This is a genomic window from Duganella callida (assembly GCF_004614165.1).
GTDB lineage: Bacteria > Pseudomonadota > Gammaproteobacteria > Burkholderiales > Burkholderiaceae_D > Rugamonas > Rugamonas callida.
This window is the reverse complement of sequence record NZ_SPVG01000037.1, coordinates 1-26018: the sequence shown is the minus strand read 5'-3', so window position 1 is coordinate 26018 and position 26018 is coordinate 1. Positions and strand designations below refer to the sequence as shown.

The window sequence follows — 26018 nt, the reverse complement described above, 5'->3', positions numbered from 1 at the left end:
CCCTGTTTGCGCATGCTTGAACACGCCCGTGCGCCCGCAGCGCCGTCGCCAAGCAGCAGCGCCAGATCGACTTCGACGATCCGCAGCCGTTTGGGCGTGGCATCGTTGCCAGCCCAGGTCGATGCGGAAAATTCTGTTCAATTCTCTGATTGATTGCCCCGCGCCGTAGGAAAACGCCGGCGGCCGCTTCATACTGCCGTAGACATTCTGGAGGGACTCGCTTGTACAACACCACACGACGACATTTCTTGCAGCGGTCGGCCCTGCTGTGGGCCGGCCTCGGTATGCCAGCGCTGGCACAGACGCAGACGCAGGCGGCGACGGCGGCTGGCCGCCTGAACTACCTGTTCAATTTCGGCTGGAAGTTTTATCTGGGCGACGTGCCCGACGCCAGCGCCGCCGCGTTCGACGACAGCGCCTGGCGCGCGCTCGACCTGCCGCACGACTTTCAGATCGAGCAGCCATGGGACAAATCGGCCGGTGAGGCGCGCGGCTTCAAGGCGATGGGTGTGGGCTGGTATCGCAAGCACTTCAAGGCCGATGCGGCGTGGCAGGGCAGGAAAGTGCTGCTCGACTTTGAAGGATTGATGCTGTTCGGCGAAGTCTGGCTGAACGGACAAAAGGTCGTCGATATCGATTACGGCTACCTGGGCGCCGAGGCCGATGTCAGCAAGATCCTCAACTACGGCGGCGACAATGTGGTCGCCGTGCGCGCCTCGACTGGCAAGACCTGGCAGCAGCGCTGGTACACGGGCGGTGGCTTGTTCCGCGATGTGTATCTGGTGGTGAAGGAGACGGTGGCCATCGCGCGCAATGGTGTCTTCATCAGGACGCCGCAAGTGTCCGAGCAGCGCGCCGAGGTGGCGGTACAGGTGGAGTTGGACGGCATCTCCAATCAAAGTTTGGATGTGACCCTGTTGACCGTCATTTACGGTCCAGATGGTGCCAGGCTGGCCGAGACCCGCACGCGGGCGCCGCAGGGCATCCGGCTGGCGACGGTGGAAGCGGCACTGCCGGCCATCGGCATCAAGGCACCCAAGCTGTGGTCGTGCGAAACGCCGCACCTGTACACGGCTGACATTTCGCTGCTCAAGGACGGCAAACTGGTGGACCGCGTCAGCGAGCAGTTTGGCATCCGTACGGTGGAATTCAGCCGTGAGAGCGGCTTCAAATTAAACGGTCGAAAAGTCTTCCTGCAAGGGATCGCCAACCACCACGACCTCGGGGCGCTGGGTGCCGCGGTATATGAGCGCGCCATCGAGCGTCTGTTCCTGCAATTGAAAGCCTTCGGCTTCAATCACGTGCGGACTTCGCACAATCCGTATTCGAAGTCCTTCATGCGGCTGGCCGACAAGCACGGCATCCTGGTAGTGGACGAGCTGACGGACAAGTGGAGCGAGCGTGAATACTGGCCGGGCCAGAAACCGTTCTCGCAGCTGTGGTACAGGATGATCCCCGAGTGGATCAAGCGTGACCGCAATCATCCTTCCGTGATCATGTGGAGTTTGGGGAATGAGCTGCAGATGCGCGAAGACTACGCCGGCTTTCCGACCGGCGACTGGGGCGTCACCACCTACAAGCTGCTGGATACGCTGGTGAAGCGCTACGACGCCACGCGCAAGACCACGGTGGCCATGTTCCCCTCGCGCGCCAATGGCGGCGTGCGCGGCACACCGGAATTCAACACCAAACTGATTCCACCCGAGTTGTCTCTGGTGACGGAGGTCGCCAGCTTCAACTACCAGTTCCCGGCCTACCAGGCATACCTGCAATATGCGCCGCACCTGATCATCTACCAGAGCGAAGCCGCCACTTCAACCCTGACCGGAGCTTACTTCGGCATGGACAAGGACAAGATGGTTGGCCTGGCCTACTGGGGCGCGGTGGAATATTGGGGCGAATCGAACGGCTGGCCCAAGAAGGGTTGGAACTTTTCCTACTTCAGTCATGCGCTGGAGCCGTTTCCGCAGGCTTACCTGGTCAAGAGCGCGTTCAGCGACATGCCGCTGGTGCGCATCGGCGTGGTCGACGGCGTCGGTGAACAGCTCGAGTGGAACGATGTCCAGGTGGGTAAGGTCAGCGTCTCCTCGCACTGGAACCGCGCCTCAGGCAGTCAGCTCAATCTTTTCACCTATACGAATGCCGATGAAGTGGAATTGCTGGTCAACGGCGTTACGGTTGGGACGCAGCAGAATCCGCGCAACGATCCCGCCCGTCGAAACATCATTTACTGGAAGTCGGTCGCCTATGGCAATGGTGGCCAGGTCGTCGCCGTGGCGCGCACGCAGGGCAGGGAAGTGGCGCGTCATGAGCTGCAAACCACGGGCAAGGCGGCGGCGCTGTCCATCGAAGTGGAGGCCTCCGATTGGCAGGCTGGCGGCATGGACCTGAAATACCTGAAGATCCGCGCGGTGGATGGACAGGGCCATCCCGTGCCGACCGCCGCCGGCGATGTCACGGTGGAAGTCAGCGGTGACGCCAGCCTGCTGGCGCTGGACAATGGCGATCACTCGACCAATGAGCTGTTCACGGGCAAGCGCACGACGCTGCACAACGGCTTTGCCCTCGCCATCCTGCGTTCGGGGATGGCGCCGGGCGTCGTCAACGTCAAGGTGTCGGCGCCCGGCCTGGCGAGCGCGGTTAAAGTGCTGAGGACTGATCGCTCTCCGCCTTTGGCGCTTGCGTGAGCACCCATATGAAGTAGAGCCCCCTGGCTGCCTTGGCGCGCGCCAGATGACGGGCAGGGTCCGACCGGGACGCCGGCCAGTTTCAACTCGTTTGTGCGCGCCGCAGGCGCATGGCGAAATCGCGCAGGAAGTCGGCGCGCCACTGGTTGACGGTCTTGACGCCCTGGTTCTGCCCTTCGGCGTACTGTGGCGCGGGATCGTCCGTCCACCAGTTCGGGTAACGGGACGAGGGCTGCCGCGCCTTTTCCGGCGCCGGCATCACGGAAGTAAAACCACCGGTCTGGCCATCCAGGCCTGGATGGTTGCTCTTGATGCGGTAGCTCCAGCGCTTGTCCTCCTTGGGCGAGAACAGGAAGTGCCAGGCGCCGTCGTCATGCGGATAGCCGATGAATTCCTGCTTGTCGACCTGCAGCACGGCGTTGGCCCGCGCCGGCGCCGGGCCGGATGGCCGGTACACCAGATCGATGACGGCAAACGTCTCGACCACGTCGGCCTGGCTCGGCGGCCGCGTGTACGTGATGCGCGGACGATCCCAGGCGCGCACGAATCGTCCACCCCAGCCGCCGGCATCGGGCCGCTCGGGATGTTTGCCGAACAAATAGGTCAGCGAAGGCGTATCGCCCATCTTCACCTGCGGCGCGATGCCGGCGAAATAGTCGCCCAGCGCGCCCACGCCTTTTACATGCTCTTGAACGAAGCGCGCGTTTCCCAGATCGCCCGACTGGTCGCCGCCGCTGAACCAGCCGCGATAGGTGGAGTTGTTCTCGATGGTCCAGAGATCGGGATGCTCGCGCGCCAGATAATCGTAGGCGTTGACCGACCATTTTTTGTTGGGGCCTCCTATCATGTAGACCCGCAGTCGAGGCTTGATCGCGGGGTCGTCGTGCAGCGCCTGCGCCAGGTCTTCGAAGCCGCCCCACAGCAGCACCCACAACGGCCGCGCATCGTCGCGCCTTGCGCATTCGATGATCCAGTTCGAACCTTCGGTCGCCTGGTCCCAGCCTTTGGGGCCGGCCAGGTCGGAGCCACCCTGTTTGCAAATGCCGCGCAGGCGTTCCGGTGTCGGATAGCGGTCGGACCAGGTACGCAGGTTGGGATAGTCGTTCTCGTAAGCGTCGATGATGGACAGCAGATGGCGCTTGCGGTTGCGGCCTTCGCCCCATGGCGAGGCGATCAGGCCTTCCAGATCCAGCATGTCGGCGTACACCAGCAGGTGCACCAGCGACTGGAAGTCGTCGAAGTCGGTTCCGCCGATGTCGGTGGATACGATCACGCGCGGGCGTTGGTCGCTGGCGGATGCGGCAAATGCATGCTTTCCGAACGGAAGGGTGAGGCTGAGGCCAAGCAAATCTCGTCGCTTCATTGTGCCGTCCCGGGTTATATTTTTAAGAAGTCTCCAACGAAGACATTCAAACGCAGATGAAAAAACTACTTTCCCTTTTGCTGCTCGCCTGCACCATCGGCGCATCGGCGCAAGACCGCGTCGAAAACTTCGGCATGTTCGAAATCGCGTTGACAGGTTACGCGGCCGGCAATCCCGACATCGATCTCGAGCTGAGCGCCACCTTCACGCACGATAAGGAAAGCTACACGCCGGAAGGCTTTTACGATGGCGATGGTGTCTATAAAATCCGTTTCATGCCTCCCGTCGTGGGACAGTGGCGCTACGTCACGCACAGCAATCACCCTGACCTGAACGGCAAAAGCGGCACGCTGACCAGCGTCGCCTCGGCCAATAAAGGACCGGTGAGGGTCGCCAACGTCTACCATTTCGCCTACAGCGACGGTGCACCGTTCCGCCCCTTCGGCACCACGCTGTATGAATGGGCCTTCCAGCCCGAGAGCAAAAAACTGGAGACGCTGGCGACGCTGCGGCAGGCGCCGTTTAACAAGGTGCGCATGCTGGCGGTGCCGCCTTACAAGCAGTATTACGTCGAAGGCGCGAACAGGCTGACGCAGTTCCCCTATCAGGGCACATCGCGCGCCGACTTCGATTTTTCTCGCTTCAATCCCGCATACTTCCACAGCCTGGAGCGCGACGTCAAGCGTCTGAGCGATCTCGGCCTGCAGGTCGATCTGATCATCTTCCGCCCTTATGACAAGGGGCAGTGGGGTTTCGATACCACCAGCGATTTGACCAATCAGCGCTTCGTGCGCCACCTGGTGGCGCGCTTCGCGGCGTTCCAGAATATCTGGTGGAGCATGGCCAACGAGAACAGCTACATCCGCCATCTCACCGACGAGGACTTCGACCGTTACTTCCAGATCGTGCAGAAGTACGACCCCTACGGCCATCTGCGCTCGATCCACAATGCCGACCGGATTTACGACTACAACAAGCCGTGGGTCACCCACGTCAGCCTGCAGTACTACAATGCGGTCAAGGTGTTCGGCGTGTCGCCGCTGCTGCGCGATATCTATCGCAAGCCCATTGTCCACGACGAAATCAACTACGAAGGCAATTCGGACAGCCGCTGGGGACAGCTCAGCGGCAAGGAACTGACGCGCCGCTTCTGGATCGCGCTCACTGGCGGCGCCTATGCCACGCATGGCGAGATTCTCGACAATGGCTGGATCGGCGGTGGCGGTCATCTGGCCGGAACCAGTCCACCGCGCATAGGCTTTTTGCGGCAGATCGTGGAGGCGGGGCCATCTCGGGGGCTGACGCCGATCGACCAGGCGTTTGTCATGAATGCCGCCGGCAAGGCTGGTGAATATTATTTGTACTATTTCGGCGACGAGCAGCCCACGGAGTGGCCCTTCGTCCTCCCGGTCAAGGAACTGCAGAAGGGCATGCGTTTCAAGGCCGATATCATCGATACCTGGAACATGCGCATCACGCCGGTGCCGGGTACTTTCGAGTTGGGCGATGCGACGCGCTACACCGTGGCGGATAAGGACAAGAAGACGATCACGCTGCCGGGCAGACCGTACATGGCCTTGCGCATCGAGCGTGTCGGCGGCGCGCCGGTCGAAAAAGCGCCCGGCGGCAAGCCGCCGGTACTCGAAGAAGAGTTGTGAGTACGCCTCCCTGCCGGTCAGTCCGCTTTTGCGGTGGTCTGACCGCCTTTCCCTCTCAAATAATCAACATTTTGATCAGTTTTTTCGCTGCCGGATGGTGAAAAAGCAACAGCGAATTTGCACTAACTGATTGATTTGAAGACTATTTTCAGATTCTCCCCAGTTTCGGCCAAACGTTTTTGTTGTTAAGGTGGTCCGACCACTTTAGTATCTGGTTCTACCGATTATAAAAAGTGATCGAACCAATTCGATCCGACAGAGAGGAGATACCAATGAAATCTACACGCCAGGTACGTGTAAAACGTTTGGCTTTGGCCGCCGCGGTGGCCAGCGCCGTGATGCAAATGACCACCGATGCGCACGCCCAGCAAACCCCCGCCACGCCTGAAGCCGAAGCGCCGGTGTCGATCGTCGTCACCGGTTCGCTGATCCGCCGCGTCGCCGACGAAGGTGCGACGCCGCTGGTCACCACCAAGTCGACCGAGCTGGAATCGCGCGGTAACACCGAGCTGAAAGACTTCGTGCTGGAGCAGCCGCAGTCTCTGTCGCTGGGCACCAACTCCGGCGCCGCCGGTCCGGTGACCAACCTGCGCGGCCTGGGACCGATGCGTACCCTGACGCTGCTGAACGGCCGCCGCCTGGCCAACGAGCCGCTGCAGGATCAGTATGTGTCGGTCAACGTCATCCCGCGCATGGCGCTGGACCGCGTCGAGACCCTGAACGGCGGCGCCGCGTCGATTTACGGCGCCGACGCCATCGGCGGCGTGCAGAACTATCTGACCAAGCGTAACTACAAGGGCGCTTCGGTCAAGGCCGAATACGCGACACCGGAAATGAGCGGCGGCGGCCAGACCAAGAGCTTCGGCGCGATCGCCGGCTGGGGCAATCTGAATTCGGACGGTTGGAACTTCTACGTCGCCGCCGACCACCAGGAAAAGACCGCGCTGTTCCAGGGCGACCGTCCCGACCAGCACGACCCGGCGGTGCTGCGCGGCCTGGGCCTGGGCCTGGCGCCCGATGCGCGCAATCCTTCGCCGTTCGCCAACTTCGGCTTCACGCGCGCGGCCAACTCCAACTACAACCCAAGCTTTGCCTCCGGTTGCGGCGCGCCGTATGCGTCGCCGACGCTGGGCAACAACAGTCTGGCGGCGACGCCCGTATATGCGCCGGGCTGCTTCCGCAATCCGCTGTACTGGAACGCCGTCAGCGACGGCAGCAAGATCACCACCATGGCCGGCCGCGCCAGCTGGAACGTGGGCGAGGGACACAAGATCGACCTCGATGTGCTGCACTCCGAATTCACGGTGCAAAAATTCCGCGGCATGCAGGTGCCCGGCACCACCAACCCGTTCACCACCTACTCGCTGCCGGCATCCAGCCGCTTCTATCCGGGTAACGGCATCACGCCGGCGGTGCAGGTGGTGGGCAGCAATACCGGCGCCAATACGCCGACCATGTACATCGACCCGAGCAAGACGCCGGGCACGGTCAGCAATCTGAATATGAACGGCCGCACGATTTACTTCCAGTGGGGACCTGCCGAACTGGGACCGGCTTATCGCAACGATGAGCAGAGCAACGACCGCATCGTGCTGTCGGCGGAAGGCACGGTGCTGGGCTGGGATTACCGCGCCGGCATCAACTACGGCCGCTCCGAGCGCGACACCCGCGCCGGCGAAGGCTATGTGCTGTACTCGAAAATCCAGGAAGGCTTCGACAAGGGCATCCTGAACCCGTTCGGCCTGCAGGATGCGGCCGGCGCCGACTACCTGCGCAGCGCGCAGGCGCTGGACTACACCTACCGTCTGAACAAGGCCTTTAACGAAAGCGTCGACTTCACGCTGTCGAAAGCCCTGTGGCCGCTGGGCGGCGGCGATCTGACGGTGGCGGTGTCCGGTGAGCTGCGCAAGGATTCGGCCCGCGTCGGTGCCACCCCGCTCGACTATGTGCTGAAGAAGGCGAACGGCAGCTACAACATTGACGCCTCAGGAAACGTGGTGCAAACCGACCTGGTGGGCGAAACCCCGCAGGGCGTGGCCAAGGACCTGGAGCGCAAGATCTCGTCGCTGATGATGGAGGTCGATGCGCCGCTGACCGACAAGTTACTGCTGAACGGCGCGGTGCGCGCCGACCATTACAACGATCTGAAACAGACCACCGTCAATCCCAAGCTGGCCGCGCGCTGGCAGCCGATCCAGGCGCTGGTGCTGCGCGGCTCCGTTTCGACCGGCTTCCGCGCGCCGTCGATCATGGACATCCAGAACCCGACGCCGGAAGTGCGCACCCAGGTCATGGACGATCCGGTACTGTGCCCAAGCTCGCAGCCGACCGTGCCCGCCACCGGCACGCCCAAGCCGGGCTACACCTTCGACCAGGTGTGCAACGTCACCACCACCTACTGGACGAAGTCGCCCAACAACTCCTTCCTGAAACCGGAAAAGTCGCGTGGCTTCTCGCTCGGCTTCGCGCTGGAACCGATGAAGGACCTGACCCTGACCGTGGACTACTGGGGCCTGCGCATCAGCGACGTGCTGGGCGCGACCTCGATCGCCGAGATTCAGCAGAACCCGGCCAAGTATGAGGCCTTCATCCTGCGCAATGCGGACGGCACGATCGATCACATCGTCGCCAGCCAGTCCAACCGCGGCCAGACCCGCATCCGCGGCGCCGACGTGTCGGGCAGCTACCGCTTCCCGAAAACCGGTTTCGGCGATTTCGACGTGAAGCTGGACGGCACCTGGTATCAGAAGTACGAGTTCCAGGGCGAGAAGGATGGTCCATGGCTGCAGAACGTCGGCATCATCACCAACGATGGCCGTTACGGCAGCGCCGGTCCCAACGCCGGCCTGGCGGGTATGCCGCAGATTAATCCGCGCTGGAAGCACACCGCCGCGCTCAACTACAGCTATGGCAACTGGCGCGCGACCCTGTCGCAACGCTTCAACACCGGCCTGACCGACTTGACGCCGCGTGCCGGCTCCAGTCTGACCAAGGTGGACTCGTACAGTCAGTTCAACTTCAACATGCGCTACCTGGGGATCAAGAACACCACCATTTCGCTGGGCGTGAACAACATCACCCAGGAATGGCCGCCGTTGACCGCCAACACCATCTACAATGGCTATATCACCAGTATGGCCGACATGATGGGCCGGGTGTACCGCATGTCGGTGGAATACAAGTTCTGACACCATGAGTATTTCTTCCTCGGGGCGCCGCGCCATGTTGAAATCCGCCGCCAGCGTGTTGGCCGTCACCAGTCTGCCCTTGCGCGGACTGGCGGCGGCCGTCGCCGACCCGTGGGCGCGCGCGCAGCGGATCATCGACACCTTCGCCAAGCCGCTCGGTTTTCCGGCCCGGGACTTCGTCATCACCAGCTTTGGCGCCCAAGCCTGTGGGCTGGTGCAGGTGGACGGACTGGTCGAGATGCGCAAGAAGGGCCAGCTGCAAACGCCGGCGCCGCAATCGCCCGACGCGTATCCCGCCATCCGCGCCGCCATCGCCGCCGCCCACAAGGCCGGTGGCGGCAGGGTGCTGATCCCGGCCGGGAACTGGTACTGCAAGGGACCGATCGTGCTGCTGTCGAATGTGCACGTGCACCTGGCGGCTGGTGCGCGCGTCTTCTTCAGCGCCAATCCGCGGGACTTCGCGCGTGACGGCGATGTCGACTGCGGCGCCAACGGCAAACTGGTGCTGTCGCGCTGGCAGGGCAACGACTGCCTGAACTTCTCGCCGATGGTGTATGCGCGTGGGCAGAAGAACATCGCCTTCACCGGCGACGACTGGACCAGCATCATCGACGGCCAGGCCGGCGTGCCGTTCGAGGACGGCAGCGGCGGCTGCTGGTGGGGCATGAATCCGGTGGCGGCGCTGCCGGGCGCCCTGCATCAGAACAAGCCGAATCCGAATAATCCGGAAGAGCTGGTGCCGAATGCGGCGCAGATCCGGCCCGACTGGCGTTCGGACGACAAATTTTTGCCCATTCTGTCCGAAGCGGGCATACCGGCCGAACGCCGCGTGTTCGGCCTCGGTCACTATCTGCGTCCCAGCATGGTGGAATTCATCGACTGTACCGATGTGCTGCTGGAGGGCTATCTGGTGATGAACACACCGTTCTGGATACACCACCCGGTGAACTGCCGGAATGTGCACTTCAGCAAGGTGCGCATGGACAGCATCGGCCCGAACTCGGACGGCTTCGATCCCGAGTCCTGTGACACGGTGCTGGTGGACGGCTGCCTGTTCAACAACGGCGACGACTGCATCGCCATCAAGTCTGGCAAGAACCGCGATACGCAATATGGGCCGACGCGCAACGTGGTGATACAGAACTCCATCATGAACAGCGGCCATGGCGGCGTCACGTTGGGCAGCGAGATGGCGGCCGGCATCGAGCATGTGTATGCGCAGAAAATCGAGTTCCGCAACGCCTTCTGGCAGGACAACCCGCTGGGCACGGCGATCCGCATGAAGAGCAACATGAATCGTGGCGGCTTCCTGCGTCACTTCTACGTGCGCGACGTGACCTTGCCGAACGGTGTGCAGACGCGCGGCCATTCGTACAAGATGCTGCCCGGTTCCGCGCTGGAGGGGCAGATCGTGTCCACCAGCGGTGGCGCGGTGATCACCATCGACTGCGATTACGCGCCCGGTGACGACAGTGTACGCAATCGTCCGCCGCAGGTATCGGACGTGCACATCTCGAATGTGCGGGTGGCCAATGCAAAGACTGCGGACGGCGATTACTCGTGCTACCAGGCGATGGTGATCCTGGGACCGGTGGCCGGCAGTTTCAACGGCGCGGCGGGCACGCCGGTGCTGCCGGTGTCGAACATCAGCATCAGCGACTCCGACTTCGGCACGCCGCGCAACCGCGAGCAGCCCTGGTTCGCCTACAACGTCGACGGCCTCAAACTGCGCAACGTGCGCATCGCCGGCAAAACCTACAACCAATAATCCGGGGTCAGGTCGGGCGATTGCCGGACCTGACCCCGGAGTTCTGCCATTTCTGGTAGGCGGTGAGGGCTTTCTGGCTGTAGCTGCCATACCAGGCGTAGCCGTCGCGGCGTTCGGCCGAGATTTCGCGTACGTCGTCGTGCAGCGTCAGGTCGCGGTCGCCAAACACCGGTTTGCCTGTTTCAAGGCTGATGTAGCGGGCCCACAGCAGCGGGGCGCCTGGCTGTTCGACCAGCGCCCGGCCTTGCGGTGTCTTTTGCCAGGCGTGGCCGGTGATGGCGGTCGCCTGCAGCCATTTGACGCCGGCTTCGATGGCGGCCATGATTTGCGGCGTCGGTCGTTCTATCTGCATCAGATATACAAGCAGGCCGGAACTTTCGGCGCTGGACAGGGCGTCCGGCTCGAAGTTGCGCGCGCCCACAGGCCTGAGCGTGATCGGATCGTATTGCTGCGACCAGGCGGTCAGGCTGCCGGCGATGCTGACTTGCGTGGCGAGGATGTAGGCGACGGCGCGGCGTTCCGCCTCGGCTGCCTGGCTGCGCCGGGCCGGCGGCACGAAGGCGTAATCGTCCTGGCCGGCGGCGATGGCCGAGAGCAGCGTGGCGATGTTGACCATGGCGTCGTCGTTGTAGGTGATGGCGTCGTGGTAGCCGCCTTGCAGCGGATAGATCTGCGGCCAGCCGCCGTTCGGGTACTGGGCGCCGAGCGTGTACTGCAGGCCGCGCAGGAAGCTGGCGCGGTAAACTTCGCCTTCGGCGCCGGGCGCCTGGCTGGCGACCCGTGCCAGGAAGCGCATCTCGGTGATGGTGGCATCGTTGTCGAAGGTGCCGACCCAGTCCCACGGCACGCTGTCGGGCGCCTTGCTGGTGTGGCCGGCGACGTAGGGCTGGCCGGGCTGGCGCTGGGCGCCATCGCGCGCCATGTTCTTGCTCCAGCCGCCGGCCGGCGTCTGATAACTGACAATGACGTCGGCCACGTGGCGCGCTTCGGAGGAGGCATACCACGCTGCGGGACGGTCGAGCGGCATGGTCTTTCCGCCACCCGAAGATTCCATCACGGTGGCCGGCAATGCTTGTACGCGTTCGGCGCGGAAGGCTGCCCTGTCGGCCGCCATGCGCGCGCGGGATCGGGCCAGATAGCTTTCCCATTCGGGCCGGCCGACGACCCGTGCATCGGTCAGCGCGGTGGCGGGGACCGTGTGGCCCACTACGGCCGCGTGGACGGGAAAGGCAAGCGCCAGGGCGATCAGCAGACAGGTTTTCATGCGCGCGGCTGGAATGGTCATGGTATCTCTGATGATAGCAAGCCAGGCGCGCAAAAGGCGTCAAGTCAATGAGCGATTGCGGAAAAATCCCGCTCTGCGCCGGTCAACGGAGCATGGCTGCAGGATCGTCCGGCACCGGTACGCCGAAATCGGGCGTACCGTCGGCGCGCCAATGGATGATCTGGGCGCGGGTGTTGCGGTTGGGGTCCTTGAGCGGGTTGCCGGCGATGTCGCGGTAGTTGCGGGCATGGTAGATCAGGATGTCCTGCTTGCCGTCAGGTGTGGTGGTGAAGCCGTTGTGGCCCGGACCATACTGGCCATTTTGCGCGCTGCTGGCCAGCACCGGCACCGATGACTTTTTCCATGAGCGCGGGTCGAGCAGGTCGGCGCCGGCGTCGGCGGTCAGCATGCCCATGGCGTAGTTGGCGTCGGTGGCGCTGGCGGAATAGGTGGCCATGTAGATCGCCGTCAGATGCTGCTCGGCGCCGGGCGGACGCTGGGTCCAGACCAAGTAGCGCTGCTGGCCGATGGCGAAGGTGGTGGCGTCCAGCGAGAACGATTCCCAGCCGGTCTTGATCTGACCGCGCTCGGTCCATGCGCCTTCCAGCGGATTGGGCGACGGGTTCTCCAGCACGTAGAGCCGGATATCGAACGGCGCGTCGACACGGCTGGCGGTGAAGTAGAGATACCAGCGACCGTCGATGTAGTGGATCTCCGGCGCCCAGATGTTGGCGCTCATGAGCCCCGCATCATGCTTGCGCCAGATGACTTTCGGTTCGGCCCGGCCCAGGTCATTCAGATCCTTCACCCGCCGCAGTTCGATGCGGTCGTATTCGGGGACGGTGGCGGTGTAATAGTAATAGCCGTCGCTGTGCAGTTCCACCTGCGGGTCCGCACGCTGCGGCACCAGCGGATTGTGGAAATCCGCTGCGGACGGCCCGGACATCATCAGTGCGGCGGCGAGCGCGCAAGCCAGTTTCATCGTGTCTCCTTGGTTTTTCTGTAATGATGTGCCGGAAGCGCGCCGGCATCCAATAACTTTTTGTCGCGCAGGGATATTGTTTTGGTAAATTTCGAAACCCGGCTTGATGAAATTCGCACTCGGCCGGGTGGAGAAACGGGGTAATCTCTCCGCATAAATCAAACAGGAGACGTCATGAAAGTTACGCGCGCGATCGGTCTGGTCGCTCTTTGCCTGGCCGCTGCCTCGGCGGCGGCTGAATCCACTGCACCGGTCAGGGTCACCGGCGGCGAGATCGCCGGTCTGCGGGCTGGCGGGTTGAATACTTACTTCGGCATCCCCTACGCCGCGCCTCCGGTGGGGGAGCTGCGTTGGCGCGAGCCGCAACCTGTGGTGCCGTGGAAGGGCGTGCGTCAGGCCGGCAGCTTCGCGCCCGCCTGCGCCCAGACCGCGGTCTGGATCACCGAAACCAAGAGCGAAGACTGCCTGTATCTGAACATCTGGGCGCCGCGGCAGGCAGATAAGCTGCCGGTGATTTTCTGGATACACGGCGGCGGTTATTACGGCGGCAGCGGCGCCCAGAAGGGATATGACGGCACCAACCTGGCCGGTCGTGGCGCCGTCGTGGTCACCATCAACTACCGGCTCGGCATCTTCGGCTTCTTCGCCCATCCCGAGCTGACCGCCGAGTCGCCGGTGCATGCCAGCGGCAATCAGGGCTTGCTGGATCAGGTGGCTGCGCTGAAATGGGTAAAGGAAAACGTTGCGGCATTCGGCGGCGATCCCGATCGCGTGATGATCGTCGGTGAATCGGCCGGCGCCGCCTCGGTGGCCATCCTGATGGCGTCCCCACTGGGCAAGGGCCTGTTCCAGAGCGCGATCGGCGAAAGCGGCAATTTTGCCGCGCCCAATAGCGCCGTTGACAGCCCCTTCGACAGCAAGGCTGGCGGGGCCAAGGGGCTGGCGCTGGCCAAATCGGTCGGCGCCAGGGATTTGCGCGCGCTGCGCGCCATGAGCGTGGCGGACCTGCACAAGCCGTCCTGGAAATCGGACGTGGTGGTGGACGGCTATCTGCTGCGCGAAGACATGACGACTACCTACCGCAATCATCGCCAGAATGATGTGCCCTTGCTGGTCGGCTGGAACGCCGAGGAGGGCAAGGATCTGGCGCCGGAGATTCTGGGCACCAGCGAATTCACCACCGCCCGGCATCGCGAACTGGCGGCCCGATTGCTCGGATATGCGCCAAGCTCCGCGTTGCTGGCCGCCTATCCCGGCGCCACCGACGCACAGGCGAAAACCTCGATCGATAAGCTGACCACGGACTGGTGGGGCTGGCGCATGATTTACTGGGCCGATCTGCAGGCCAGATATGGGCGTTCGCCGGCCTATGCCTACTTCTTCAGCCACCAGCCGGCCACGCCGGCCACGCCGTGCGGCTACGGCTGCGGCGCCGGCCATGGCGCGGAAATCCGCTACGTGTTCGACAACCTGGCACAGGATCCGCGCGCCTGGACCGGCACTGACCGTCAGCTGGCGGATCGCCTGGCCACCACCTGGGTCAACTTCGCCCGCAGCGGCAACCCGAACGGCAAGGGCTTGCCGGCGTGGCCGCGCTACACCGGCGATCAAGCCACCGTGCTGCGCATCGGCGGGCAGCATCAGCTGCCCGATTTTGCCTTATTCGGCAGGGAGTGAGCGCTGCCGGCGAAACTGTTCCGGGTCGATGCCGTAGGCGTCCTTGAACAGTTTGCTGAAGTGGCTGCGGCTGCGGTAGCCCAGCCGCGCGGTGATGGTCTTGACCGGCATGTCGGTCTGGCGCAGCAGTTCTTCCGCGCGCTTCAGACGCAGGGTGCGCAGCATGACCAGCGGCGAACTGCCATAGCAGGCGACAAACTCACGGTGAAACACGGTGCGGCTCATGGCCGCCGCATCCGCCAGGCCGTCCAGCGTGTAGTCGCGGCCCGGGTCCTTGTACATCAGGTCGACGATCTGCCGCAGGCGCTGGCGCCGGGTGACCACCTGCGCCGGCGGTATGGCTCCGGTTTGCGGCCAGGCGTCGCGCACCAGCGCCGTCACCAGTCGCCGCGCCAGGCAGGTGATGATGGCGCCCGATCCCGGACCGCCATAGGCCGATTCGCGCAGCAGTTCGGGAATGGCGCCGGTGAACAGTTCCGTGCCGTCCGCCTCAAGTGTGTGCGGCAGCGCGAGGAAGTCGAACAGGCTGCGGCCGTCGAGCAGGCTGGCGCCGAGCAGCCCGTGCGCCAGCGTGAGCCCGGAGGCGATGCCGCGGCCGGGCTGCGGCGCCGCATCGCCGGGTAACAGCAGCAGCTGGCCGGCCGTGACCGCCAGCGGGCCAGCCGTCAGTTGCAGCACGCCGCTGCCAGCCAAGACCGCGACAAAATGCACTTGCCCGCAAGCGGCATGCGGCAGGACGTCGTCGGCCAGCGTGATGCGCCGGAACGCCGTGGCCGTGATGTCCAGTTGTCCGAGCGCCTGATCCAGGCTGAGTGTCATGGCAAGTTCCTACTTTTTGTCGATCAGTTTCAGCACCTGGTCCGTGGTCATCACGGCATTGGCGATGTAGCGGAAGTTGACCAGCGCGCTGCTGTAGCCGTCGCCGTCCGGCAGCTTGGGACCAGCCACCGCGTCGCGCACCACCACCACTTCAAAGCCGCGCTCCAGGAATTCGCGCAGATGCGATTCCACGCACAGGTTGGAGGCCATGCCGGTCAAAATGATCTTGTCGATGCCTTGTTTGCGTAACTGTAGCATCAGATCGTTGCTCTGCGGGCCGTACAGCTTGTGCGGCGCGGCGATGATGGTCTCGCCGTCTTCGATGTACTGCTTGAACTCGGGCATGAAGTCGGCGCCCGACCCGCGGAAGCCGTCCAGCGTCAGCGCGCCGTGGCGGTCGAACATGTGCAGCTGGTGCTGCGCGGTTTCGATCGGTGCGGCGAACTTCCACTTGTGGTCATGCGGGTAATAGTAGTGCGGCGAGATGGCGACCGGGATGCCGGCACGCTTGGTGGCGGCGAACAGCTGCAGCAAATGCGGCACCAGCTTCTGTTCCGTCACGCTTTCGCCGACCAGCGCCCAGGAGGCGCCTTTGGGACTCATGAAATCGATCTGCGGATCGATCACCACCATGGCGGTGCGGCTGGCGTCCCATTTGAAGGTGGAGGCGGGCAGCGCCGGCTTGTCCGGGCCGGCGTAAGGATCGGCGCTGCTGGCGGCGGCGGTGGCGCCGGCGATCAGCAGAGAGGCTGCCAGGGTAAGGATGCGTTTCATAGGTGTGCTCCGGTGAGTGTCAGGAGCCTTTACGATACCGGCACCCCGGAACGAATTGGTTCATCCGGGGTGCTGATTCGTTCCGTTATGCCGCGCCGCCGCGCCAGCCGCCGCCCAGCGCCTTGTACAACACGATGCGGTTCTGCAGTTCCGCCAGATTGGTGCGGATGGTCTGCTGCTGGGCGCTGAACAGCGAGCGTTGCGCGTCCAGGTATTCCAGGTAACTGGACTGGCCGGCGTCGTAGCGCTGTCTGGCCAGGTCGTAGCGTACCTGTTCGGCGCTTTCCTGGGCCTTGACCGCATCCAGCTCCTCTCCCAGGGTGGCGCGCCCGGCCAGCGCATCGGCCACCTCGCGGAAGGCCACCTGGATGGCCTTGTCGTACTGCGCGATGGCGATGTCCTTGTCGGCCCTGGCCACGTTCAGGTTGGCGCGATTGCGGCCGCCGTCGAAGATGGGCAGCGAAATCTGCGGCAGGAAACTCCAGGAGCGGCTGCCGGCGTCGAACAGACCGGAAAGCTCGTCGCTGGACGAGCCGAAGGCGCCGGTCAGCGTGATGCGCGGGAAGAAGGCGGCGCGCGCCACGCCGATATTGGCGTTGGCGGCGCGTAGCAGTGCCTCCTGGCGGCGTATGTCGGGCCGTGATGTCAGCAGTTCCGACGGCAGACCGGCGGGCAGTTCGGCCATGGCCTTGCTGTCCCAGGACGCGCCTTGCGCCGGCAACAGCTCGGGCGGGAGCGGACGGCCGGCCAGCACTGTCAGCGCATTTTCGTCCAGCGCGCGCTGGCGGCTGGCCTGGGCCTGGGCCGCGCGCGCCGCCTGCAGCAACGATTCCGACTGGCGCAGGTCATATTCCGAACTGGCGCCTTGCTGGCGCATCGCGATCTGGCGCTGATGGGATTCGGTGCGGCTGGCCAGCGTCTGCTGGCTCAGGGCCAGCAGGCGTTCATCGGCCAGCACGGCTTCGTAGACGCTGGCCACCTCCGCCACCAGGCTGATTTGCGCGGCGCGCTGCGCTTCCTCGGTGGCGGCGTAGCGTTCCAGCGCCGCCTGGCTGAGGTTGCGCACGCTGCCGAACAGATCGAGTTCGAAGGCGGTGACACCGACGCCGGCGGTATAGCTGCTGTTGACGCCGCCCCGGCCGCCGGGCGCCACCGAGTCCGGCAGGCGCTGGCGGGCGCCGGACAGGCCGGCGTTCAAGGTGGGCAGACGGTCGGCCGACTGCACCTGATACAGGGCGCGGGCGCGCTCGATGTTCAGCGTCGCCACGCGCAGGTCGCGGTTGTGCTCCAGGGCGATGGCGATCACCTGTTTCAGCTTCTCGTCCTGGAAGAAGTCCTGCCAGCGGATGTCGTGCGCGGCCTGGCCGTTGGCGGCGATGCCGGCTGGCGCCGGCCAGTCGGCGGCCACCGGCGAGGCTGGGCGTACGTAGGTCGGCGCCAGCGAGCAGGCCGACAGCAGCAGGCCCGCCAGGACCAGCGGCACGGTGTGAAGGACGGTTTTCATGCTACCTCCTGTTGGACGAGGTGAATCGGAGCTTCGGTACGGGCGGTATCTTTTTTGCTGACCTTGAACCACAGCGAGTACAGGGCCGGCATGAACAGCAGCGTGAGCACGGTGCCGACGCCGACACCACCGATCAGCACATACGCCAGCGGCCCCCAGAAGCTGGAATGGGTTAGCGGGATGAAGGCCAGCATGGCCGCCACCGCGGTCAGGATCACGGGACGGGCACGGCGCACGGTCGATTCCACCACCGCTTCGTACCTGGTCGCGCCATGCGCCAGGTCGTGCTGGATCTGGTCGACCAGGATCAGCGTATTGCGCATCAGGATGCCGGCCAGGCCGATCAGGCCGAGGATGGCGTTGAAGCCGAACGGTTTATCGAACAGCAGCAGGGTCGGCACGGCGCCGACCAGGCCCAGCGGCGCGGTGGCGAACACCATCCACATGGTGGCGAACGAGCGCACCTGCAGCATGATCACCAGCAGCATCAGGATGATCATCAGCGGGAACAGCTTGGCCAGCGCGGCGTCGGCCTTGGCGCTTTCTTCCACCGAGCCGCCGGTGTCGATGTGGTAGCCGGCCGGCAGGCTGGCCTTCAGTTGCGCCAGCTTGGGCAGGATGGCGTTGGTGACGTCAGGCGGCTGGGCGCCGTCGCGCACGTCGGCCTGCACGGCGATGAACGGTTCGCGGTTGTAGCGCTTCAGTATCGCGTCCTCCATGCGGGTTTCGATATGCGCCACCTGCGACAGCGGGATGGAGGCGCCGCTGCCGGTGGTCAGCGTCAGATTGGCGATATCCTTCAGACCCGTGCCTTCGTTGCGCGGGCTGCGGATCAGCACTTCCACCGAGCGCAGACCCTCGCGGACCTGGGTCGATGGCAGGCCGTTCAACAGCGCCTGCAATTGGTTGGCGGCGTCGCGCGGATTCAGGCCGACCTGGCGCAGCCGTTCCTGGTCCAGCACCAGATGTTCGGTCGGGGTCAGATTGCCCCAGTCCAGATGGGCGCCACGGGTGTCCGGATTGTGCTCCATGATGGCGCGCACCTGTTCGGCGATGGGACGCAGCTGGGCGAGGTCCGGACCGGTCACGCGGAACAGCACCGGGTAGGGCACCGGCGGTCCGAACACGAACTGGGTGGCGCGTACGCGGGCCTGCGGGAAGCTTCCGTCGGCGATCAGCTTCTGCATTTTCAGCTTCAGCACATTGCGGTCGTGGGCGTTCTCGGTCAGCACGATCATCTGGGCGTAGGCGGGATTCGGCAGCTCGGGATTGATGCCGAGGAAGAAGCGCGGCGTGCCCTGGCCGACGTAGCTGGAGACGATTTTGGTTTCCTTTTCCTGTTTCAGCGCGCTCTCGATATTGCGCACCACGGTTTCGGTGGCGCCGAAGGAACTGCCCGGCGGCAGATTCACTTCGATGGTCAGTTCCGGACGCTCGGAATCGGGGAAGAACTGCTTCTGCACCGCGCCCATGCCGACGCCGGCCAGCAGGAACAGCGCCACGGTGATGCCGGCGGTGACCCACTTATGGTCCACGCACCAGCGCACCAGGGCACGCAGGCGCCGGTAGTTGGGCGTGCTGTAGATGGCGTCGTGGCCGCCGTGCTTGACCGGAATATCCGGCAGCATCTTCACACCCATGTAGGGGATGAAATAGACCGCCACCACCCAGGAGGTCAGCAGCGAGAAGGCCACCACCCAGAAGATATTGCCCGCGTATTCGCCGGCGGTCGATTTGGCAAAACCCACCGGCAGGAAACCGATGATGGTCAACAGGGTGCCGGACAACATCGGTGCGGCGGTCGAGCTCCAGGCATAGGTGGCGGCGGCGATGCGGTCCAGGCCTTCTTCCATTTTCACCACCATCATTTCGATGGCGATGATGGCGTCGTCCACCAGCAGGCCGAGCGACAGGATCAGCGCGCCCAGGGTGATGCGGTCGAAATCGCGGCCGGTCATCAGCATGATCATGAACACGGCGCCCAGGGTCAGCGGCACGGCGGCAGCCACCACCAGGCCGACGCGGAAGCCCAGCGTGGCCAGGCTGACCACGATCACGACGGCCAGCGCGACCACGAACTTGATCATGAATTCATCGATGGATTCGGTGATGGCGCGCGACTGGTCGGACACCAGCTGGAATGCGATACCGGTCGGCAGTTCCGCGCTAATGGCCTGCTGTTCCGCCTTGAGCGCCTTGCCCAGTTCCAGGCCGTTGTAACGCTTCTTCATCACCACCGCCAGGTCCAGCGATGCCTCGCCCTGGTTGCGGATGACGAAGCTGGCCGGATCCTCATAACCACGCCTGACTTCGGCCACGTCGCCCAGCTTGAGCGTGCGCTCGCCGGCGGCGAGCGGGATCTGTTTGATCGCTTCCACGCTGTTGACGGCACCATCGAGGCGCAGCTGCACGCGCGGTCCCCTGGTTTCGACGAAGCCGGCCGAGGTGATGTCGTTCTGCTTGCCCAGCGCGTCGATCACCGCCTGTGCCTTGATGCCGAGCGTGGCCAGCCGCTGATGCGAGATTTCGACGAAAATCTTTTGCTGCTGCTCGCCCAGGATGTTGACCTTCTGGACGCCCGGCACGTGCAGCAGGCGCTGGCGGATGTCTTCCGCCTGCAGCACCAGCTGGCGATGCGGCAGCTGCCTGCCGGTCAGCGAGAACAGGGCAAAGTACACGTCCGAATATTCGTCGTTGATGATCGGGCCGATCACGCCGCGCGGCAGGTTGATGGCCTCATCGCCGAGCTTCTTGCGCACCTGGTAGAAGCTGTCCTCGACGGCCTTGGCCCCGGTATCGTCACGCAGGTACAGCTTCATGATGACGATGCCGGGGCGCGAAGTCGACTCCACGCGGTCGTAGGTTTCCAGTTCCTGCAGGCGCTTTTCCAGGCGGTCGGCCACCTGGCGCTGCATTTCCTCCGCCGTGGCGCCGGGCCAGGAGGCGGTGATGGTCATGACCTTGACCACGTAAGTCGGGTCTTCGGCGCGGCCCAGTCGCAGGAAGGCGAAGGCGCCTGCCGCCACCACGGCGATGATCAGGAACAGGGTGATGGCGCGCTCGCGTACGCCCAAGGCGGAGAGGTTGAAGGCGCTCATGAGCCGCTCCCGGTTCTCACGGCGGCCAGCAGGCTGACTTTCTGGCCGGCCTTGAGCAGGTGGCCGCCGTAAGCGACCGCGCGTTCACCCGGCGCCAGGCCTTGCGACAGCACCGCCTGTTCCTCGCCCAGCTTCTCGACCTTGACAGCGCGCAGGCTGACGGTGGAATTCTTGCCGTCGATGATCCACACGCCGGTGCCCTTGCCCTGGTCGACCAGGGCGCTGACCGGGACGCTGATCTGCGATTGCGGCGTGCCGTCCATCCGTACGGTGACGGTGGCGCCCAGCGGCGCCTGGGCTGCGGCGCCGCTCAGGGTATAACGCGCCAGATAGGTGCGGGTCTGCGGATCGGCCACCGAGGCCAGTTCGCGCAGCGTGGCCGGGAACGACTGGCCGGCTTCGCTGTACAGCGCGGCGCTGGCCGGCTGTTTCGCCAGTGTCAGGGCGTTCTCCGGCAGGTAGACCAGCGCCTCGCGCGCGCCGTCGCGCGCCAGCCTGACCACGGTCTGGCCGGCGGCCACCACCTGGCCGGCGTCGGCCGGGACTTCCATCACCACGCCGTCCATATCGGCCAGCAGCACGGCGTAATCGCGCTGGTGTTCGGTCTGGCGTGCGCGCGCCGCTTCGGCATTGGCCTGGGCGATGGCGCTGTCGGCGGCCGCCTTGGCCTGTTCGTAAGCCTGGGTGGAGACCGCGCCGGTGGCCAGCAGCTTGCGCAGGCGGGCTTCCTCGGCCACGGCCTGCGCCTGGCGCGCCTGTGCCGCTTCCACGGCGGCGCGGGCGGCGGCGGCGGCCAGCTCATAGTCGACCGGATCGATGCGCATCAGCGGCTGGCCTTTGCGCACGCTCTGGCCCGGATCGACCAGGCGTTCCACTACCTTGCCGGCGACGCGGAAACCCAGGTTGCTCTCGGTGCGCGCGTGCACCACGCCGGTGAAGCTCGCTTGGCCGGCATCGGCCGGCGCGGCGGTGAACCAGGCCACCTTGGCGGGGCCTTCGGGTGGGGTGGTGGGACGGCTGCAAGCCGCCAGGCTCAGCAGCATGGCGGCGCCCAGGATACTGTGGGGCGGCAGTGGTAAGCGTATCGGTTTCATGATGGGCCTCAATTTAGATGTTAAATGACATGTAAAATAGAGTATCAACGTACTCTATAAATTGCAAGATGTTTTTGGCGGTGCTGGGAAAACAGTGGTTTTGCGGCTTTGTATCGAACCGCGTCACGCGGAGCATTTATTTTTGGCGTATGATTGGAATCTAATTAGCGTGAGCAATGCAGGCCCAAAATGAGGAAGTCGAAAGCTGAAACTGCCGAAACCCGCAAACGTATTGTTGCGGTAGCATCCAGCGTGTTCCCCCGGCGCGGTTTGAGCGGCGCCGGGGTGGGGGATGTCATGGAAGCCGCCGGGATGACCCTGGGCGGCTTTTACCGTCACTTCGAATCCAAGGAGCAGTTGATCGCCGAGGCCAGCGAGGCGGCCTTCCGCGAGTTCGTGGCGGCGTCCGACGCCGCCGTCGCCGGCAAGCCGCCGCGCGAGGCGCTGGAGATCATCGTCCGCATCTATCTGCACCAGCTGGAAGTATGCGATGGCCATGGTTTGTGCCCATTGGCCAATCTGGCCAGCGAGCTGCGTCACGCCGACCCGCAGATCAGGGCCGTGGCCGACGCAGGTTATGCGCGCATGGTGCGGCGCTTCGGTTCCTATCTGGCGCAGCTGGCGGTGCGCGATTGCCGGCGCGTGGCGGAGGCGATCGTTACCACCATCGTCGGCGCGGTGGCCTTGTCGCAGCTGGGCTCCGACCAGGCCGCGCGCGAGGCCATCCTGGCCAACGCCGAGGACACCGTGAGGCTGTTGGTGGACAGCGGCATCGCTTAACTGTCAAACGGCGCAGACGGCGCATAGACCACGGCGCCCCGGTGCGTTCGTCCTTGCCAGGCCCCATGGCGCGTGTATGAAGTGCCGGGCTTCAAAAAAAGACTTGAATAAATTTGGATGGCTATCATAATCCAATTTATATCAAACAGGATTGGGAAATTATCATATGCGCAAGTCCAAGGCCGAGGCGGCGGAAACCCGCAAGCGTATTCTGGCGGCGGCTTCCGGCGAATTTCTGCGTCACGGCATCGGCGCCACCGCGATTGCCGATGTGATGGTGGCCGCCGGCATGACGCAGGGCGGCTTTTACCGTCACTTCGAATCGAAGGAGCACCTGGTGGCGGAGGCCAGCGCCGCCGCCTTCGAAGCGATCTTCGCCGGCTTCGATGCCGCCGCCACCGGCAAGTCGCCGCGCGAGGCGATCGAATTGATCGTGCATCTGTACCTGCATCAGCTGGACGCGAGCGAGCAGGGCGCGCTATGCCCGCTGGTCAACCTGGGCAGCGAATTGCGGCACTCCGACGAGCAGGTCAAGGGCGTGGTGCTGGACGGTTACTCGCGCTTCGTCAAGCTGTTTGCCGCCTGTCTGATGCGGCTCGATTACACCGATTACGTGGGGCTGGCCGAGTCCATCGTGTCCGTGATCGTCGGCGCCGTGTCGATTGCCGGCCTGGCGCCGGACCGGAAAATCGCCGACACCATCCTGACCAACGCCGAAAACACGGTGAAAATGCTGTTGCAAAGCGCGCCTGTCAGCGCCGCGCTGGTGACGCAGCGCGCCTGACAGTCCGCCACGGGCGGTGCGCAGCCTTGCGTTGCCGCGCGCATGTGGGCGAGAATGGCCTTTCGCTCACAGAAAACGCCCGCATGAAACTGTTCACATACAAACGTCTGCTGCCGCTGTTGCTGGCCGCGGCGCTGCCGTCCCAGGCGCAGGATACCCGCTACGTGCCGCACGCCTCCTACACCCAACTGGCGATTCCGGCGCCGGCCTGCACGACCATGAACCAGCCGTGGGAGGGGCCGTGGAATCCGTGCAGCGCCGCCGACCATGCCGACTGGCTGCGGGACTTGCGCCACTGGCGCGACGAGCGCCGCATCCGCATCGGTTACGACGGCAGCCGCTATGCGCGGCCATCCTCGGCGTGGACCCAATCCAGTTTCATGCAGGCGCAGATGATGGTCGAAGACCGCTATGTTTACGACCCCGTCACCCGCAAGTACACGGTGGACCGCTATCTGGACGATCTGGAGCGGCGCTTCGGCGGCATCGACGCCGTGCTGGTATGGCCGACCTATCCCAACATCGGCCTGGATGAGCGCAACACCATCGACATGGTGCGCTCGCTGCCGGGCGGTATCCCGGCGGTGAAGGGGATGGTGGCCGACTTCCACCGGCGCGGCGTGCGCGTGATGTTCCCGATGATGCTGTGGGACCAGGGCACGCGCGCCATCGGCCGCTCCTGGCCGGACGAACTGGCGGCGCTGATGGCGGAAATCGGCGCCGACGGCATCAACGGCGACACCCAGGACGGCGTGCCGCTGGCCTTTACCCAGGCCGCCGACAGGATCAATCATCCGCTGGTGTTCCAGCCCGAGGGCCTGCCGTCCGACGAAGCGCTGGCCTGGAACCTGATGACCTGGGGCCAGTACACCTTCCCGTTCGCGCCGCACGTGGACCGCTACAAGTGGCTGGAACCGCGCCACATGGTGAACATCTCCGACCGCTGGAACCGCGGCAAGACCGACGATCTGCAATTCGCCTTCTTCAACGGCGTGGGCTGGGAAAGCTGGGAAAACATCTGGGGCATCTGGAACGGCGTCACCGCGCGCGACGGCGAGGCGACCCGGCGCGTTGCCACGCTGGAGCGCCTGTATGCGCGCTTCCTGGTCAGCCCAGAGTGGGAGCCGCATTATCCGATGCGCCAGTACGGCATCTTCAGCAGCCGCTGGCCGCTGGCGGACGGCACCCTGTGGACCATCGTCAACCGCAACGAGTACGACAGCGACGGCGTGCAGCTGAGCGCTCCTTATCAACCGGGCGCGCGTTATTTCGACGCCTACCACGGCGTCGAGCTGCAGCCGGTGCGTGATGGCGACCAGGTGCTGTTGTCCTTTGCCGTCGAGGCGCACGGTTACGGCGCGGTCCTGATGAGCAGCACCGCGCCGCAGGACGGGCTGGACCAGATGCGCGCCCTGACCGCGAGGCCGCTGCGCGACTACCCGGCGCAATGGCAGCCGCTGGCGCAGACCCTGACGCCCATCGCCGCGACCCGGCCGGTACGCACGGCGCCCGAGGGCATGGTCGAGATCCCGGCCGGCCAGTTCGATTTCAGCGTGCGCGGCCTGGCCATCGAAGGCGGCAACGGCGTCGGCGTCGACGTGCAGTATCCGTGGGAAGCGGACGCGCGCCGCTTCCACCAGCACGGCATGCGCATCGCGCGCTTCTTCATCGACCGCCATCCGGTGAGCAATGCCCGGTTCAAGGCATTCATCGACGCCACCCACTATCATCCGGCCGATGACGCCAACTTCCTCAAGCACTGGCGCAACGGCAGCTACCCTGCCGGCTGGGCCGACAAGCCGGTGACCTGGGTCAGCCTGGAGGATGCGCGCGCGTATGCCGCCTGGGCCGGCAAACGCCTGCCGCATGAATGGGAATGGCAGTACGCGGCCAGCGGTGGCGACGGCCGCGTCTACCCGTGGGGCGACGGCTGGCGCGATGACGTCGTGCCGAAGCCGGCCACCGGCCGCGAAGTGGCGGCGCCGGACGACGTCGGCGCCCATCCGCAGGGCGCCAGTCCGTTCGGCGTGCAGGACATGGTCGGCAACGTCTGGCAATGGACCGACGAGTACAGCGACGAGCACACCCGCTTCGCCATTCTGCGCGGCGGCAGCGCGTACCGTCCGCAGGGCTCGATCTGGTACTTTCCGCAGGCTTACCGCAACGACCAGCACGGCAAGCTGCTGCTGATGGCGCCGGGCCGCGACCGCGCCGCCACCGTCGGCTTCCGCTGCGTCAGCGATGCGGAATAGGGCTACAGGACACTACGTTCTCATTGGAAAGTTTATACTGTGGCTCACGCTAGAAAGGACACACTATGAGCACGCTCGATCCACTGACCGGCCTGGCCGACCGCATGGCATTCCGCGAAGGTTTGCAGGCGGCACTGCAGCGCTCGATGCGCGGGCACAGTCACATCGCGCTGGTGCTCATCAACCTCGATAACTTCCAGGCCATCAACGACCAGCACGGCCAGGACCACGGCGACGCCATGCTGCGCGCCACCGCCGGCCGGCACCCTGACATCGCCAGCCGCAGGCCCATGCCGGCCAGACGGTTCGGCACGCGCAGCTTGCTG

At 64.6% G+C, this 26018-nt stretch carries 17 protein-coding genes; 9 read left to right on the top strand and 8 right to left on the bottom strand.

From position 1 onward, the window contains the following. Positions 1-248 precede the first annotated feature (248 nt). On the top strand, positions 249-2687 hold the full coding sequence (locus E4L98_RS04105) for a glycoside hydrolase family 2 TIM barrel-domain containing protein (RefSeq protein ID WP_205746657.1): 2439 nt from the start codon (positions 249-251) through the stop codon (positions 2685-2687). 82 nt (positions 2688-2769) lie between these two features. Here the strand turns inward: E4L98_RS04105 and E4L98_RS04100 are convergent, their stop codons facing one another. Further along, a complete protein-coding gene (locus E4L98_RS04100; RefSeq protein ID WP_229257235.1) occupies positions 2770-3960 on the bottom strand; it encodes a DUF1593 domain-containing protein in 1191 nt (396 codons plus the stop codon). A 146-nt stretch (positions 3961-4106) separates the two neighbouring features. Here E4L98_RS04100 and E4L98_RS04095 point away from each other — a divergent pair, with 146 nt between their 5' ends. The 3 genes from E4L98_RS04095 (at position 4107) to E4L98_RS04085 (ending at position 10664) form a co-directional block, all read left to right on the top strand. After that, complete coding sequence (locus tag E4L98_RS04095; protein WP_135200299.1) at positions 4107-5708, top strand: DUF5605 domain-containing protein; 1602 nt, start codon at positions 4107-4109, stop codon at positions 5706-5708. A 272-nt stretch (positions 5709-5980) separates the two neighbouring features. Further along, positions 5981-8896 (top strand): TonB-dependent receptor domain-containing protein, encoded by a 2916-nt coding sequence (locus E4L98_RS04090; RefSeq protein WP_135200298.1) that lies wholly within the window; start codon positions 5981-5983, stop codon positions 8894-8896. A 34-nt stretch (positions 8897-8930) separates the two neighbouring features. Beyond that, on the top strand, positions 8931-10664 hold the full coding sequence (locus tag E4L98_RS04085) for a glycoside hydrolase family 28 protein (protein WP_135200297.1): 1734 nt from the start codon (positions 8931-8933) through the stop codon (positions 10662-10664). Between the two features lie 7 nt (positions 10665-10671). Here the strand turns inward: E4L98_RS04085 and pelA are convergent, their stop codons facing one another. Together pelA and E4L98_RS04075 are read right to left on the bottom strand one after the other, a co-directional pair. Continuing rightward, positions 10672-11949: a pectate lyase gene (pelA, locus tag E4L98_RS04080; RefSeq protein WP_205746656.1), complete on the bottom strand. Its 1278-nt coding sequence runs from the start codon at positions 11947-11949 to the stop codon at positions 10672-10674. Between the two features lie 82 nt (positions 11950-12031). Further along, on the bottom strand, positions 12032-12910 hold the full coding sequence (locus E4L98_RS04075) for a glycoside hydrolase family 43 protein (protein ID WP_205746655.1): 879 nt from the start codon (positions 12908-12910) through the stop codon (positions 12032-12034). Between the two features lie 174 nt (positions 12911-13084). Here E4L98_RS04075 and E4L98_RS04070 point away from each other — a divergent pair, with 174 nt between their 5' ends. After that, the gene (locus E4L98_RS04070) at positions 13085-14587 is read left to right on the top strand and encodes a carboxylesterase/lipase family protein (protein ID WP_135200296.1); all 1503 of its coding nucleotides are present in this window, start codon (positions 13085-13087) and stop codon (positions 14585-14587) included. On the opposite strand, the gene E4L98_RS04065 is transcribed toward E4L98_RS04070, so the two are convergent. The 5 genes from E4L98_RS04065 to E4L98_RS04045 all read right to left on the bottom strand — a co-directional run bounded on the left by E4L98_RS04065 (position 14570) and on the right by E4L98_RS04045 (position 21876). Further along, positions 14570-15406, bottom strand: coding sequence for a helix-turn-helix domain-containing protein (locus E4L98_RS04065; RefSeq protein ID WP_135200295.1), 837 nt, complete (start codon positions 15404-15406; stop codon positions 14570-14572). The genes E4L98_RS04070 and E4L98_RS04065 overlap by 18 nt on opposite strands. A gap of 9 nt (positions 15407-15415) precedes the next feature. Then, positions 15416-16180, bottom strand: a complete 765-nt coding sequence (locus E4L98_RS04060) for a cysteine hydrolase family protein (RefSeq protein WP_135200294.1) — start codon at positions 16178-16180, stop codon at positions 15416-15418. A gap of 85 nt (positions 16181-16265) precedes the next feature. Beyond that, positions 16266-17684: an efflux transporter outer membrane subunit gene (locus E4L98_RS04055; protein WP_135200293.1), complete on the bottom strand. Its 1419-nt coding sequence runs from the start codon at positions 17682-17684 to the stop codon at positions 16266-16268. Beyond that, positions 17681-20782, bottom strand: a complete 3102-nt coding sequence (locus E4L98_RS04050) for an efflux RND transporter permease subunit (RefSeq protein WP_135200292.1) — start codon at positions 20780-20782, stop codon at positions 17681-17683. The genes E4L98_RS04055 and E4L98_RS04050 overlap by 4 nt, the downstream gene beginning before the upstream one ends. Next, positions 20779-21876 carry an efflux RND transporter periplasmic adaptor subunit gene (locus tag E4L98_RS04045; protein ID WP_135200291.1) on the bottom strand — a complete coding sequence of 366 codons (1098 nt, stop codon included), beginning with the start codon at positions 21874-21876 and terminating at the stop codon, positions 20779-20781. Before E4L98_RS04045 ends, E4L98_RS04050 begins: the two co-directional genes overlap by 4 nt. Positions 21877-22065: 189 nt before the next feature. Between E4L98_RS04045 and E4L98_RS04040 the strand changes: the two genes are divergently transcribed. The 4 genes from E4L98_RS04040 to E4L98_RS04025 all read left to right on the top strand — a co-directional run. Next, positions 22066-22656 carry a TetR/AcrR family transcriptional regulator gene (locus E4L98_RS04040; RefSeq protein ID WP_135200290.1) on the top strand — a complete coding sequence of 197 codons (591 nt, stop codon included), beginning with the start codon at positions 22066-22068 and terminating at the stop codon, positions 22654-22656. A 166-nt stretch (positions 22657-22822) separates the two neighbouring features. Continuing rightward, positions 22823-23440, top strand: a complete 618-nt coding sequence (locus E4L98_RS04035; RefSeq protein WP_135200289.1) for a TetR/AcrR family transcriptional regulator — start codon at positions 22823-22825, stop codon at positions 23438-23440. Positions 23441-23523: 83 nt separating this feature from the next. Then, positions 23524-25692, top strand: coding sequence for a formylglycine-generating enzyme family protein (locus tag E4L98_RS04030; RefSeq protein ID WP_135200288.1), 2169 nt, complete (start codon positions 23524-23526; stop codon positions 25690-25692). Between the two features lie 65 nt (positions 25693-25757). Beyond that, on the top strand, positions 25758-26018 hold a 261-nt coding region (locus E4L98_RS04025; protein ID WP_135200287.1), incomplete at its 3' end, for a diguanylate cyclase domain-containing protein.